Consider the following 14371-nt stretch of genomic DNA (forward strand, 5'->3'; position numbering starts at 1 on the left):
GGCCTTTCAGAGTTGCTGGAGTTGCGGAGGCGTGAGTGGGGTGACGGCGTAGTCGCCGCTGCCGTCGAGACCTGTGACCTCAGCGATTGCATCGATGCGGCGCGACGAGCCGCGCCCCGCGATGAAGACGATGAGATCGATGGCATCGGCGATGAGGCGGCGCGGCACGGTGACGACAGCTTCCTGTGCAAGCTGCTCGATGCGATAGAGGGCAGAGCGCGCCGAATTGGCATGAACCGTGGCGATGCCGCCGGGGTGCCCGGTGTTCCATGCCTTGAGCATGTCCAGCGCTTCCGCGCCCCTGACTTCACCGACGATGATGCGGTCGGGGCGGAGCCGGAGCGTCGAGCGCACGAGATCGGCGAGTGTGACCGAGCCCCGCCTGGTTCTCAGGGCAACGCAGTCCTTTGCTGCGCATTGCAGTTCGCGGGTGTCCTCGATGAGGATCACTCGCTCGTCGCATTCGGCGACTTCGGCCAGCAGCGCATTGGCAAGCGTCGTCTTACCCGACGACGTGCCTCCGGCGACAAGGATGTTGCGCCGTTCTCGGACTGCCTTTATCAACGCATCGGCCTGCAGCGGCAACATGATGCGATCCGCAACATAGTTGGCCAGCGTGTAGAGCTTTGCGGCTGGTTTGCGGATGGCAAAGCAAGGCGCCAGCACGACAGGCGGCAGCAGTCCCTCGAAGCGTTCGCCCGATGGCAATTCGGCGCTGACAATCGGATTGTCCGCATGCGCCTCGGCACGCACGTGGGAAGCGACTAGGCGGATGATGCGTTCCGCCTCGGAAGGATGCATATGCACGGCCGTATCGATTCGGCCTTCTCCCAGCCGGTCGAGCCGCAGCGCGCCATCGGGATTGACCATCACCTCGATGACCAATGGATCGGCCAGCGCCTCAGTGATCGTCGGACCCATGGCGGTGCGCAGCATGGCGCGGCGTCGGTGGTCGGCCTCTGGATGAGCGCTCATCCTTCCCCTCCTCCGCCATTGTCTTTGCCAAGCGAGCGTTTCCCCGATGCGATCTGGCGACCGACCTGCTCGACGAATTTGTCGAAACGCTCCTGAGCAATCGCCTGTGTCGCCTTGTCCGGAACAGGCGTGTGGGCATGAAGCGTGATCGAAAAGCGGATGAAGAGCGCCAAGCTTTCCAATGTCATGTCGACATCGCGCCTGACGTGACTGAGGTCGCGGGAAAGACGGTCCAGCCTCATGCCATAGCGCCGATCGAGTTCATTCTCGCCACGCCGCTCGATGAAAGCTTCTACGGCCTTCGCGACGACCGCGGATTTTGTGGTCGAGGGATCGCGGCTGAGGTTGTCCAGCTTCTCGCTCAATTCCGGTTCGAGCAGAAACTGGTGACGAATGCGGTGGGGCTTCATGCGCTTGTTCCAACTGGCCGGCGCTGGCGGGCCGGCGGCGGAACAAGCATTATCGAGATGCCCAAAATTGCTTACGGCCGTTATCTACGCTGAGATACGCTCGAGCTGCGGAAAGCGTTCAGAAGCCGGGGACGATATCCTTATCATCGCCCCTTCCCTCGTTGATGCCATAGGCACCTGCGACGGTGGAGATCCGGTCCATGACGCGCTTGTCCGCCATCGCCTCGCTATCATCGTCTGCGGGTCTGGACAGATCGTCCTGGTCCGGTTCCTGCGTGACGGCGGTATGTTCTTCGGGTAGGCCAGGATGGCGCTGCTGCTGAACACCTCCCTCGTCCGCATGCGCGGCGCCAGCGCTTTCATCGTCGGACGCAAGACGACGGTCGACGCCGCGTACTTGCCCAGTCCAATCGTCCGGCCGCGACATCGGGCAGTCCGCGTAGGGTCCGTCGCGCAACACCGGCGAAGGCAGCACCCGCTCGGTGAAATTGTGATCCTCATAGTATCGCAGCTTTTTGGCCCGGATGGGGGGCAATCCCGAAACCAGCACCAGTTCGTCCGCGGGCGGCAATTGCATCACCTCGCCCGGTGTCAGCAGCGGGCGGGCGGTTTCCTGGCGGCTCACCATGACATGCGAGAGCCAAGGTGCCAGCCGGTGGCCCGCATAGTTGCGCATGGATCTGAGTTCCGTGGCCGTGCCAAGCGCGTCCGAGATTCGCTTGGCCGTGCGCTCATCATTGGAGGAAAAGGCAATTCGCAAATGGCAGTTGTCCAGAATAGCGTTGTTGTCGCCATACGCTTTGGAGATCTGGTTCAACGATTGCGCGATCAAGTAGGCACGAATTCCGTAACCGGCCATAAACGCGAGCGCGGTCTCAAAGAAGTCGAGGCGACCGAGCGCCGGAAACTCATCCAGCATCATCAGCAGTTGATGCTTGCGGCTCTTCTTTGGGTCACCCTCGAGGCGCTCCGTCAGCCGCCTGCCGATCTGGTTCAGGATCAGTCGCACCAAGGGCTTGGTGCGCGAGATGTCCGATGGCGGCACGACCAGATAGAGCGACATCGGCCACTCCGCATCCATCAGATCGGCAATGCGCCAGTCGCAGTCCGATGTTACCGCCGCCACGGTCGGATCACGGTAGAGGCCGAGAAAAGACATGGCGGTCGAGAGGACGCCTGAACGTTCGTTCTCCGATTTGTTCAACACCTCTCGTGCCGCCGAGGCCACGACGGGATGGACCTGAGGCTTATTGGCCGCGCCGAGATGGTTGGTCGTCATCATTCGCCGCAAAGTCGCGGCAAACGAGCGTTGCGGGTCCGAGAGAAAGGTGGCGACGCGGGCAAGAGTCTTTTCCTCTTCGGCGTAGAGCACGTGCAAGATAGCGCCCACCAGGAGTGAATGACTGGTCTTCTCCCAATGATTCCGCCGCTCCAGCGCGCCTTCCGGATCGACTAGAATGTCGGCGATGTTTTGGACATCGCGAATCTCGTCCGAACCTTTGCGTACCTCCAGCAGCGGGTTGTAGCGGGCCGATCGCGGATCAGTCGGATTGAACAAAAGGCAATGCGAGAACCTCGACCGCCAGCCGGAGCTCAGCTGCCAGTTCTCGCCTTTGATGTCGTGAATGACGGCCGAGCCGGACCAGGAGAGAAGGGTTGGGACAACCAGTCCGACGCCCTTGCCGGAACGTGTCGGCGCAAAGGCCATGACGTGCTCAGGCCCGTCATGACGCAGATACCGGTCCTTCAGTTTGCCGAGGAAGACGCCTGCCGGCTGAAACAGCCCTGCTTTCTCGATCTCCCGCGTCGCCGCCCATCGAGAGGAGCCATAGGTGGTGACCAAGCCGCGCTGGCGCGCGCGCCAGAGGGAACCAGCGATCGCAGCGGCACAGCCCATGAATCCACTGGTGCCCGCAAGCATGCCCGCCTTGTCGAATACCTCGGGCGCATAGGCATCGAATTGGAACCACCATTCCAACAGTTTCCACGGCTCGTAGATCGGCCAGCCAGCCGCGACAAACCATGGCGCGCCGAGTTGTTCCTGAAAGGCTAGCATATGAGCGCACCATTGCGTGGCAGCCCACACGCCGAGGAGAACGATGGCGAACACAATGGCGATCTGCCCAATCAGAAGCTTCGTGGGCGTCACTGGCTTGCTCCGCTGTTCTGGAGAGATGGATCGAGCATCGCCCGGGACGGCCGGAACAGGAATGCGCCCTATGTACGACTTGGTGCGATGAGAGGCTGTTTGGCGCGCCGTTGCTCTCCTTCGAGGTGTATCAATATTCGCGCATTCCCGAGGACTGCTAAGTCGGAGGGGACTATCGGTCGTGCCTATCGTGAGCACGTGGTCGGGGAGCGGCGGTGGCGTGCGGGCAAGCCGCTGAGGAAATTCTGAACATCGAGTCCGGTCTGAGGTACAACAAGCCTATCGAGATCGGATCGCGAGGTAGCCCTGCCCGCCATGGGAATTCCTCAGGCGAGTACCGACATATTGGGCGCTGCCTTATAAGTGGAAGGCGCCTTCCCGTTGCCTCTATCGCAGATAAGTTACCTTCCGGCCTTCGCGCTGGGTTTCCCAGCTGGACTGCGTTTCAGTCTCAATTCGCTGTGCTTCTTGTGAGCCAGACACCATTTCTCGGACGGTGAATTGACGACATTCATTGTCCGACAAGCCCTCGCCGGCGATCTGTTGGGCAGAGGCGGCTATCACCCCGGCCGTGGCACATCCGCGCGCTGCAGAACCTCGATGAGCCGCCGGCTCAAACGCCCAGGCGGATGCAAAGATCCACAGATGCGTTCCGCCAGCCCTAGTTGCCAAGCATATGACCGGCATTTCGCAACGCGCCTAGGAAGAGGCCGGCATGGTGAGTGACATCGATTTTGGCCTGCATTGACACCGGCATGCTGGTCCAATTCTCCAACGGTGCAATGAAGCGGGAGAAGGTATCGTCGACGACGCAGTAGCGGCTAATAAGGCCTTGTCTGTCCAACGCCAGCACACCAATCTGCCCGCCTCGATATCGGATGGCTGCGAGCCGTTGGACCTCGGCGTCATCATCGATCCGCACATCGAAAAGCAGGTTTCCGCGGCTCCTCGCGGCTATCTCCGCCGCTTTGTCATTGAAGCTCAAGCAGAGTGAGCGGACGCTTTCCACTGCCATCTGGAAAACCAACAAATCCAGTTCATTCACGGCCATGTGGGCAGTTGAGCCAATAAATGGATGATTGCAATGTCGCACACGGCTTGTTCACAGGTGTCGGCGACTGATCGTTCGTGGCTTTCTTCGAGGGCGGGAAGCCGCTTGAGGCCTGCTACGCCGGCGAAGGCTGTGAAATCGTGACCTCGAAGAAAGGAAACCGCATGGGCGTCAAATTTCGCTTCGGCGTCGCCTTGGCCTCCTCACACTTATTTGGCTGACTCAGCGGGCAACCCGGTCGAGAAAAGCGTCGAATGCGGCAGCGACAACGCGCATCGCAAAGCGATGCTGCCGCCGTACGCGGACAAAACCCTTTTCGATGTCCACAATCCCGTCCTTGGCAAGCATCGCCAAGCGTTCGGCTGAATCGAGAAAATGGATCGGATCAGATCCGTGGGCGGCACAGATTGCCGGCACATCGGCCTCGAGATCGCACATTAGTCGCTCGATGATTGCGGCTCGCGCGCGGTCTTCCTCGGTGAGACGGTAGCCCTTTGACGTCGCCAGACGGCCAGCTGCGATGTGCCGGCAGTAGGAATCCCGTGTAACCTCGTTCTGGACGTAGCCCTCGCCGACACGCCCGATAGCCGACGCGCCGAAACCGATCAGGGTTTTGCAGGTGTCGGCCGAGTAGCCCAGCGAGTTGCGCCGCAGGCGACCGGTTTTCTGTGCCAGCGCGAGATCGTCGTCCGGCAAGGCGAAATGGTCGAGCCCGATCTCTCGGTAGCCGGCGGCAATCAGCGTCACGGCAATGGCCGCATCCTGTTCGGCGCGGGCAGCGCTGCCCGGAAGCGATGCCTCCTGGATGAGGCGCTGATTCTTAATAAAGGACGGAATGTGCGAGTAGCCGAACACCGCAAGCCGGTTGGGGCGCATGGCGACCGCCGCCCTCGTGGTCTCGACGCAAGACTGCACCGTTTGATGCGGGAGACCAAAGATGAGGTCGAAGTTGATGCTTGTCACTCCATGCCGACGCAGCATTTCGACGGCAGCCGCCGTCTGCGCCTCACTCTGGACCCGGTTGATCGCTTTTTGAACAATGGGATCGAAGCTCTGCACGCCGAGGCTCGCGCGGTTCACGCCGGCTGCTTGCAAGGCTTCGGCCATATCGGCCGTGAACGTGCGTGGATCGATCTCGACGGCGATCGTAGCTGTTTCCGCAAGCGCAAAGTGGCGGCGCAGGAATTCCGTCAGGGCGAGGAACTCAACTGGCCCCATGAGAGTTGGCGTTCCGCCGCCGAAATGCACATCGCTCACGGGCAGCGCCTGCGGCGCGTGCTCCGAGACCAAACGTATCTCGTCACGCAGCGCCGCCAGATAATTAACGATCGGCGCATCATGGCGGGTGATGGTGGTGGGGAAGCCGCAATACCAGCACTTTGATCGGCAGAACGGAACGTGCAAGTAGAGTGACGCCGGATCGTTAGCCGGTAGGTTCCTGAGCCATTCCTCATAAGCGTCGGCGCCGACCGCCCCAGAGAACTCCGCGACAGTCGGATAGATGGTGTACCAAGGCAGGCGGGCTTCGCGATGTTTTGTGGTCTGCAACAGTTACCGTCCCATGTTGTTGCCTTCCATCCTTACCACTGCGCTCTCCTGTGTCTTTGCGCTATATCAGTCCGGTCCGCTTTGGGCCCGATTATTTCGCAGCGATAGCTCCATTCAGCCTTGGCTGGACAGCGATGGTATGAGCACGCGCTGGTCAGCGACAAGCGCCATGGGTTTCCCGTCGAGACTTTCCCGCACACCGTTTGGTGCTACTATCCTATCCTATCCCCTCCCTTCAGCGTCCGATGGAACGCAGCATGCCCCATCCGACCAGTCGATTCGGCGTTGGGACCAGACTTTTGCTCGCCGGCTGGTGCGTAAGACGGCGTCACGTAGCGATACCTGGCATCTCGATGAGTTCGTCGTATTAATTGCCGGCACGAGGCTTTGCCTGTGGCGCACCGTCTGTCAGAGCGGGAATTGTGCTCGAGGAGACCGTCCAGGTCCGCCCCTGCCAAGGCTGCAAGCCTGATGAACCAATTTAGAAAGTAGCGCTACGCCAGGCGCATGATCACCGACAAATCGCGCTCCTGTGGCCCGGCAAAGCGCCGGAGTAAAGCGCAACTCAAGCATCGCTCGCAACTGACAATCGAGCGAATTCGCATGTGCTTCCGTAAAAACAAAAATGGCCCATGCACGGCTTCCGATTCAGAGAGGGGCTTACAACGGCTCGTCTCGACCTTCCCGCCTTTCCGAACCACTTTGTCCGGACTAGCTGGAAAGCTGGTGCACCTCGCCACCGCCGAGGTTGGCCCTTCGCCCTAACGAGGACGCTTACGCCTAGGCATGTCGGCATCAGTGGGGCATCTCGGCTGACGTACCGAGCGGTGCACTCGCATGATGTCAACAATGTCGAGGCTCAAAACAAACAAAAGATATCGCCATTGAACGATACTGTCGCGAAGCGAACAGACGAACCATGTCCGAACATTTGCTTTTCGTGCTCAGCTTGACCCTCAGAGCAAAAAAGGAAACGCAAACCAAGGTCCGACGGCAAACTTGAGTGTCAATCGTAGCTTGGTCGTGAGGTTGGCACGTCACTTGCGGGGTGATTTTCGAAGCCGTTGTGACGGTACGCCCGCAGCTATCGGAGATAATCATGGCGATCGAATCGGAAGTGTTTGATTCCTCCCCGGGCATTTCAAGCAGGTGATATGAGAACAACAACTTATCGTGTGGAAGTATGATTTCAGCTTCATCGCCCCTGTTGTTGAATAATTATTATGATCCGCGTGTCACACTGCGATAGGCGCAGCGCGATGTGAATCGTTTTCGATTCTGGGGACAGGAAGGGCTGGCTCGTTCGTTGACGTCCCCTTCTTCAATATTTGAACGGAGATCAAGAATGAACATCAGGAGCCTCCTGCTCGGCTCAGCTGCGGCCCTGATCGCCGTTTCCTGTGCCCGAGCCGCCGACGCCATCGTCCTGGCCGAGCCTGAGCCCGTTGAATACGTCAAGATCTGCGACGTTTACGGCGCTGGTTACTACTACATCCCCGGCACCGAGACCTGCCTGCGCATCGGCGGCTATGTCCGTTACGACATCGGCCTCGGCGATGTCGTATCGTATGACCAAGCCAGAACCACGGATGTGAAGACTGGCGAGGCCCAGGGCATATGGCAAAACCACACGCGCTTCACATTCAAAACTTGGACAGGGCAAGAGACCGAACTCGGTACATTGCAGACCTACATCGAGACCCGCATGACCTACGGCAAGCACACCGCCTATTCCGGTTCGGACAGTCCTCGATACTATGCCTTCAGCCAAGGCATCACGTTGACTTTCGCCTGGGTTCAGCTTGGTGGCCTCCGAGTTGGCAAGGACTGGTCCGCCTTCGACATGTTTATTGGCTACGCGGGCGACGTGCTCAATCAGATGCTTATCCCGTACGGCGCCTTCGATACTAATGTGGTTCAGTACTACTTTGACGCCGGTAACGGCTTTTCGGCTGTGGTTTCACTCGAAGAAGGCTCGGGCCTGGTCGGCACCATCGACAGCTACGTTCCGCACCTAGTCGGCGGAGTGAAATACACACAACACTGGGGCGCGATCACCGGCGTTGTCGCTTATGATAGCAACTACGAATCGGTCGCCGGCAAGGTCCGCATCGACGTCGATGTTACCGACCAACTCTCGCTATTCGGAATGTTCGGCTACGGCTCCAGCGGCAAGCTCAACGATGACGTCACTAACGCAATCGACGCTCATGGTCGCGGGTTCTACAAAAGTTGGGGCGGTAACTGGGCTTTCTGGGCCGGCGCCACTTACAAGCTCAATGAGACAACTTCGTTGAATCTTCAGCTCTCAGGTGATCATCTCAGGAACTATGGTGTCGCTGCAAACGTTGCCTATGCGTTTCTTGCAGATTTCACAATTACAGCCGAACTCGACTACGACCGCTACGGCGACTTCGCCGTCGGCAAGGTCGACCCTTCCATTAGCTGGGCTAATGCCAACAAAAAGAGCAGTGTCGGCGGCATCCTCCGTTTCGAACGTTCATTCTAACGGGAGGAAGAGCTTCATCTCGGTGGCCTCAGGCGGCGAATGACGATTATGCGGGGGACCTGCCACGCCTGCGGCAGATAAGCCCTGACACGTTTGCAATCGGATACAGCTGCGATTAGGGCGCCGCCGATGCCCCGCTTGCCGGGAGTGACAGCTGGTAAAGCGTTGCGGCAGGTTTGCTGGCGGTCCCGGCGCTTGCGCTGACGCGTGCGGCGCAGTCCGGCGACACGGTGGAGGCCGCCGGCAGATTGGTGGGCGCGTGATCGCCGAAGCAATCGCCGAACTCGCCCAGTATCCCAGCTTCGATAACGACTGAATCGGCGGCGACTCAATGCAACCTTGGCTTCCGGAGACCGCGCTGACCGCCGCCGGCCTGACCGCGCTCGCCGCGCAGGATGCTTCGGACAAGCAAATCACCTGCGTCAAGGCGCCCTTCAAGTCGCTGATCGACCATGTCTTTATCTCGCCCAATCTATTTCATGATCCTCGCGCTCGACCGAACCATCGAGCGGTTCCTGGAAGTGTCCGATCATCGCCCGGTCCTCTTGCGACTGGCCGGGCCTATCGGTGAGCGTTAGATCTAGAACGAGGTTACACGGGATTCCTACAGCCCGCACATCGCAGCTGGCCGCCTGGCAAAGTCAAAGGGCAACCGTCTCACCGACGAAGACCGCGGCGAGCCGCAATCATCGAGCGAGGACGAAGTAGTGGACAGCGAAGGGTTTTATCCGCATGCGGCAGGAGGATCGCTTTGTGGTTAGCGCTATTGCTGCGTATTCGATGCTTTTCTCGACCGGGTTTGCCCGTAGGCACAGCCAAGCAGTGTGAGGGGAGGCCAAAGGGATAACCAATCGTCGCTAAACGGCATGCTCCAGCAAATAACGGCAAGGCGGTAGCGGCGCGCTTGAGCGCCGGTTGAAGTGCTTGGAGTTTTTTCCGAATGGGCGAGCGTTGCGACTAATGAAGGCGTAACATCATTCGACGGTGACTGATTTTGCCAGGTTGCGTGGCTGGTCGAGATCTGTGCCCATGAAGAGCGCCGTGTGGTACGCAAGAAGCTGTATCGGCAGCGAGAAGATCATCGGCGCGATAATCTCGTCGGTGGCCGGCAGCACGATCGTGTGCATCGTATCGAGTTTCGATGCGGATGCCCCTTTTCCATCGGTGATAAGGATAATGCGCCCTCCGCGGGCGGCCACTTCCTGCATGTTGGAGACGGTCTTGTCGAAAAAGCGATCATATGGCGCGATGACGATCACTGGCATGTTCTCGTCTATCAATGCGATAGGACCGTGCTTCAATTCACCCGCCGCATAGCCTTCGGCGTGGATGTAGGAGATCTCCTTGAGCTTCAGCGCACCCTCCATCGCCAGTGGGAAATTTGTGCCACGGCCGAGATAAAGGACATGATGACACTTTGACAGTTCGCGCGACAGAAGCTCAATCTCCGGCTGGATGCTGTCCAGTACCTGCCTCATGAGGCGCGGCATTTCGGTGAGGCTCTCGACGAGCGCCTGCACCTCATCTTCGGTCACGGTTCCGCGGGCCTTGGCTGCGTGGATGGCGAGTGCGGCAAGAGCGGCTAGCTGGCAGGTGAAGGCCTTGGTGGAGGCGACGCCGATCTCTGGGCCGGCAAGGATCGGAAAGACCACATCGGCCTCCCGAGCGATGGTCGATTCGCGCGCATTGACGACAGCGCCAATTTTCAGCCCAAGCTGCTTGCAGTACCTCAGCGATGCCAGCGTATCGGCGGTTTCGCCCGACTGTGAAATGAACAGAGCCGCAGACTGCGGCGACAACGGAATCTCGCGATAGCGGAATTCGGATGCAACATCTATTTCGACCGGCAGGCGCGCATAGCGCTCGAACCAGTATTTTCCGATCAGCCCGGCGAGATATGCGGTGCCGCAGGCAGAGATCGCCAAGCTCGGGATCTTGGCGAAGTCGATGCCAAAAACCGCATCGGCACCATTTTCGATGAAATTGATATAATGACCGAGCGCATCGGCGATGACCTCGGGCTGCTCGAGGATTTCCTTCTCCATGAAGTGGCGATGGCTGCCCTTGTTGGCCAGAGTGGCCACGGCCACGGAGGTCTGGCGCGGACGCGCGACGGGGTGGCCGTCGTAATCAAAGATATCAGCGCCCGTCCTGCCGACAACGGCCCAGTCACCGTCAATGAGATAGGTGATTTCATTCGTGAATGGAGCAAGCGCGATCGCGTCGGAGCCCAGGAACATCTCGCCGTCGCCGTGACCGATCGCCAGCGGTGGTCCATTGCGCGCCGCAATGATGGTCGACGGATCATCCTCAAAGAGGATGGCAAGCGCGTAGGCACCCCTGACGCTTTTCAGCATGGCATGCACCGCCTCACCACGCCTCATGCCCTCCCGGCGGTGCCTTGCCAAGAGATGCGCAAGGACCTCAGTGTCGGTGTCGGTCTGGAACTCGGCTCCCGTCGCCGCCAATTCGTCCTTCAGTTCGGCGAAATTCTCGATGATGCCGTTATGGACGACGGCCACACCATCCGTGAAGTGCGGGTGTGCATTGCGTTCCGTCGGTGGCCCATGGGTTGCCCAGCGGGTGTGGGCGATGCCGATGGTACCACCCAGCGGCTCTTCCTTGAGCCTCCTCTCGAGATTGACGAGCTTGCCCTCCGCGCGCCGGCGGTGCAAGGTGCCCTCGGTGATCGTCGCAATGCCGGCCGAGTCATAGCCGCGGTATTCCAGACGCTTCAATGCGTCGACCAGGCGTTCCGACACCGGCTGTTGCCCAACGATGCCAACAATTCCGCACATGTTCTTCTCCGAATTCTTCCCGGCAGCCTTAGCCGACGCAGACGAGGGACGCCGCCCGGCATGCGCTCAGTTAGATTCTTCTAATGGAATCCAGTCAGTTCGGTAAAATTGATTGTTGGGATAGCCATCATCCACGCCATGGATGAACTAAACCTCAGTCCAATGCGGGTGATGTGAACCGGGGCGTACGCTTCCGCCTTCAACGGGCTGCGCATATCATGGCCGGCGCCCTCACCTGCGTTAATAGCATGCAAGCCGGCCGGAGGAGACGGGGAATACTTGGGCCGAGTGCGAATGGGTAGTCCCAGCGCACTCTTTGATCTCGCCGTTCAATTGTGCGGACGCTGCTTCATGCATCATTCCTCGGTTTGCTTCTCCAGGCCGGACGCAATGACTCCTTTCGGCGACGAGAAGCAAACCCTCTTCCGATCCCTGGGGCCACGCACCACGTCTTAGCTATCCGCATGGGCCGTGCGGCAGGCCGAGAATCGGTCGCCACAGTACCGGCCCATTCAGACGTCCCCTCCAGCGGATGCGCAACAGGCTGGCGTGAGAGATCTCGAGAAACCCGGCCACCGCCTCCGTTTTGCCGACGGGCTGCGGCTTTCCGATACGCGACAATGGCCACGTTGCGAGGCGAAGGATCCGTTCCATACGCGTATCGGTCACCGTCACGATCCGGGTGAGATTGTTAGCCAAGCCGAATTCGATCATGCCGGCGAAGAGCTCGTAGGTTGCTTGGGCAAGGCCGCCTGCCGCCTTGGGCGTTGATGGGGGCAAATCGAGCGCGAAACGGCTGCTTTCCCATATGTCGGGACTCGCGGGCGCCACAGCTTCACCCAGCAGCGCCGGGAATGTGTCGCGCAACATGGTCGGCCCAGTGGTTGGCAAGAGGCGCACGCAGCCACGAATTCGCCAATCGGATCCCTTGAGCAGCAGATAGACAGGCTTCAAGTCGTCAAAGGTGTCTGTTTCCATTTCGCCTCCGGTCTGAACTTCCCAATCGAGCCTCTCCTTGAAAACCCGATATCTGAGCCCGTGCATCTCTTTGAGCTCGCCTGCGAATTCGCTGTAGAGGCCAGGTGTGATCAGCTGAATCATTCGTCGCCTCCGTGCGGGTTGTGTTCCCGCCATCGAAGGGCAAAGCGCACAGCGATGCAGCCTGTGGACGTTTACAGCTATCCTCGCGGAAGGATCCGGATCTCGCCTGACCGGAGGCAGCCAGCCTGGCAACCGCATGGATCGTCCGAACGCGAGCTTTGCTTGGCATTTTCCAGATGGAAGGCCCCCTTGCCCTTTGAGACCTGCTTTCCAAGGCGTATTCGCGCGTTTTATCCATGCCTTTATGGTCTTGGAGAGCGTGGCGGGCAGGCTACACAGTGGGTGGCCGAGAGGTCGGGAATCAGTTGGAATGGAGGAATTCGTCTCGCCAAAGAGGGGATCCTTTGCAATGCACTGCCTGCCCGACATTCCCGCTTCAACGTTACGCGCCACATACCGCCGAGTAACAGCCGGACCGGCGACGCCGGCTGTGCTGGTTGTTGGCCTGATCAGCGGCGGCACGGTGAATCTGAGCCACGTCGCCAGCCATTTCCACGGACCGGCGAGCGTAGCCTCCAACGATCGCCGGCGGCGACGCTTCTTCCAGTTTACCAGTTCGACGAGGACTGGCTGGCGTGTACGCTGGTGGCGCGGCTCAACCTACGCCCGCCCTTGCGGCTGTGCCTTGACTGCACCAATTGGAAGCAAGGACATAAGGTTCGCATCAAGGAGCGAGGCAATATGCATCGTCGTAACCTGATTAGAGCATTCATCGCGCTGGGCGTGTGCCCGATCTGCGCCCAGACCGCGCGTGCGGCCAGCGCCCATTGGGGATATGGCGGCTCGGTCGGGCCGGAGCATTGGGCCGATCTGGACACGAGAAATTTCGCCTGTTCGGCGGGCAGGCAGCAGTCACCCATCGACATCGCCGGCACGGTAAAGGCGGATATACCGCGCATCGACATCAGTTGGCTCAAGGGCGGCGGCAGGATGGTGAACAACGGCCACACCATTCAAATCAACATGCCGGAAGGCAGCACCTTGACCCGCGGGGATCGCGTCTACCAACTGGCACAGTTGCATTTCCACGCGCCGAGCGAGCATCACGTGGCGGGCATGAGCTTCCCGATGGAAGCGCATTTTGTCCATAAAGACACAAAGAGCGATACTCTGGGTGTGCTGAGCGCCCTTCTTACGCCTGGCGCGACAAATATCAGCTTTGCCGGTCTCGCCAAGGTCTTTCCGGCCCGGCCCGGCGAGGAGATGGCAGTTGACGAGTTCGATCCCAACGGGCTTTTGCCAGCCTCGCTCGGCTACTGGACCTATGAGGGATCATTAACGACTCCGCCCTGCACCGAAAACGTGGAGTGGATGGTTGCAATGGAACCGGTCGAGGTCGACACCGCAGACATCAAGCGGTTTACGACGCTTTACGCATCTAACGCGCGGTCGATCCGTCCCTCCAATCGGCGCTTCATCCTAGGCCTCAGCTAAGGTCATCGCGCGCGTCAAGCAAAACCGCGGTAACAATCGGGGGGTTTCAAACAGTACGACGCCACCATGGTGGCGCTGGCATCACGATAATGCCCTAGGGTTCACAACAGCATGACCGGATCATGGGAACTTGTGGGCCGCTTGCTTGCGGAGAACTGGGTGGCGTCACCGACACCCGTACACTCCGGCCTGGATCTGCTTGATCAGGGATTGATAAATTCGACGCGTCGCTCCCGTGCTGCGAGAACCCTCCTTATACTGGACCAATTAAAATCTCCAAAAGTGGCAGTTTAGTTTGGACCAGTGAACTGCAATATTGGCTTGCAGTCAGGGAAGCGATCGTGACTGGTCGCGCCGGTCATGGATTGCTTGCGCTCGAACTGATGGAGTTGCCTG

Annotated in this window: 9 protein-coding genes; 2 read left to right on the plus strand and 7 right to left on the minus strand. The window is 59.6% G+C overall.

Features of this window, described 5'->3' with window-relative positions:
- Positions 1–6: 6 nt before the first annotated feature.
- The 5 genes from trbB to hemN form a co-directional block, all read right to left on the minus strand.
- The gene (gene trbB, locus SLT36_RS24590) at positions 7–975 is read right to left on the minus strand and encodes a P-type conjugative transfer ATPase TrbB (RefSeq protein WP_069091251.1); all 969 of its coding nucleotides are present in this window, start codon (positions 973–975) and stop codon (positions 7–9) included.
- Positions 972–1385 carry a CopG family transcriptional regulator gene (locus tag SLT36_RS24595; RefSeq protein ID WP_027033450.1) on the minus strand — a complete coding sequence of 138 codons (414 nt, stop codon included), beginning with the start codon at positions 1383–1385 and terminating at the stop codon, positions 972–974. Before SLT36_RS24595 ends, trbB begins: the two co-directional genes overlap by 4 nt.
- A gap of 118 nt (positions 1386–1503) precedes the next feature.
- A complete protein-coding gene (locus SLT36_RS24600) occupies positions 1504–3534 on the minus strand; it encodes a conjugal transfer protein TraG (RefSeq protein ID WP_097572446.1) in 2031 nt (676 codons plus the stop codon).
- A 661-nt stretch (positions 3535–4195) separates the two neighbouring features.
- Positions 4196–4585 (minus strand): hypothetical protein, encoded by a 390-nt coding sequence (locus SLT36_RS24605; RefSeq protein ID WP_027056303.1) that lies wholly within the window; start codon positions 4583–4585, stop codon positions 4196–4198.
- A gap of 222 nt (positions 4586–4807) precedes the next feature.
- On the minus strand, positions 4808–6133 hold the full coding sequence (gene hemN, locus SLT36_RS24610) for an oxygen-independent coproporphyrinogen III oxidase (RefSeq protein ID WP_143977246.1): 1326 nt from the start codon (positions 6131–6133) through the stop codon (positions 4808–4810).
- A gap of 1345 nt (positions 6134–7478) precedes the next feature.
- Here hemN and SLT36_RS24615 point away from each other — a divergent pair.
- The gene (locus SLT36_RS24615) at positions 7479–8642 is read left to right on the plus strand and encodes a porin (protein WP_167514784.1); all 1164 of its coding nucleotides are present in this window, start codon (positions 7479–7481) and stop codon (positions 8640–8642) included.
- A gap of 974 nt (positions 8643–9616) precedes the next feature.
- Here the strand turns inward: SLT36_RS24615 and glmS are convergent.
- Both glmS and SLT36_RS24625 read right to left on the minus strand, forming a co-directional pair.
- Positions 9617–11440 (minus strand): glutamine--fructose-6-phosphate transaminase (isomerizing), encoded by a 1824-nt coding sequence (gene glmS, locus SLT36_RS24620; protein ID WP_143977247.1) that lies wholly within the window; start codon positions 11438–11440, stop codon positions 9617–9619.
- A 456-nt stretch (positions 11441–11896) separates the two neighbouring features.
- Entirely contained in the window at positions 11897–12541 is a 645-nt protein-coding gene (locus SLT36_RS24625; RefSeq protein ID WP_006329186.1) for an acyl-homoserine-lactone synthase, read from the minus strand.
- Positions 12542–13222: 681 nt separating this feature from the next.
- Between SLT36_RS24625 and SLT36_RS24630 the strand changes: the two genes are divergently transcribed.
- Positions 13223–13975, plus strand: a complete 753-nt coding sequence (locus tag SLT36_RS24630; RefSeq protein WP_027056310.1) for a carbonic anhydrase — start codon at positions 13223–13225, stop codon at positions 13973–13975.
- The last annotated feature ends 396 nt before the right edge of the window (positions 13976–14371 follow it).

Source organism: Aminobacter sp. BA135 (assembly GCF_050859125.1).
In the GTDB taxonomy this organism is placed as follows: domain Bacteria; phylum Pseudomonadota; class Alphaproteobacteria; order Rhizobiales; family Rhizobiaceae; genus Aminobacter; species Aminobacter ciceronei.

Excerpts from the sequence above, each read along its gene's own strand:
- trbB (WP_069091251.1), bottom strand. The coding sequence starts at position 975 with ATGAGCGCTCATCCAGAGGCCGACCACCGACGCCGCGCCATGCTGCGC.
- SLT36_RS24595 (WP_027033450.1), bottom strand. The coding sequence starts at position 1,385 with ATGAAGCCCCACCGCATTCGTCACCAGTTTCTGCTCGAACCGGAATTG.
- SLT36_RS24605 (WP_027056303.1), bottom strand. The coding sequence starts at position 4,585 with ATGGCCGTGAATGAACTGGATTTGTTGGTTTTCCAGATGGCAGTGGAA.
- SLT36_RS24615 (WP_167514784.1), top strand. The coding sequence starts at position 7,479 with ATGAACATCAGGAGCCTCCTGCTCGGCTCAGCTGCGGCCCTGATCGCC.
- glmS (WP_143977247.1), bottom strand. The coding sequence starts at position 11,440 with ATGTGCGGAATTGTTGGCATCGTTGGGCAACAGCCGGTGTCGGAACGC.
- SLT36_RS24625 (WP_006329186.1), bottom strand. The coding sequence starts at position 12,541 with ATGATTCAGCTGATCACACCTGGCCTCTACAGCGAATTCGCAGGCGAG.
- SLT36_RS24630 (WP_027056310.1), top strand. The coding sequence starts at position 13,223 with ATGCATCGTCGTAACCTGATTAGAGCATTCATCGCGCTGGGCGTGTGC.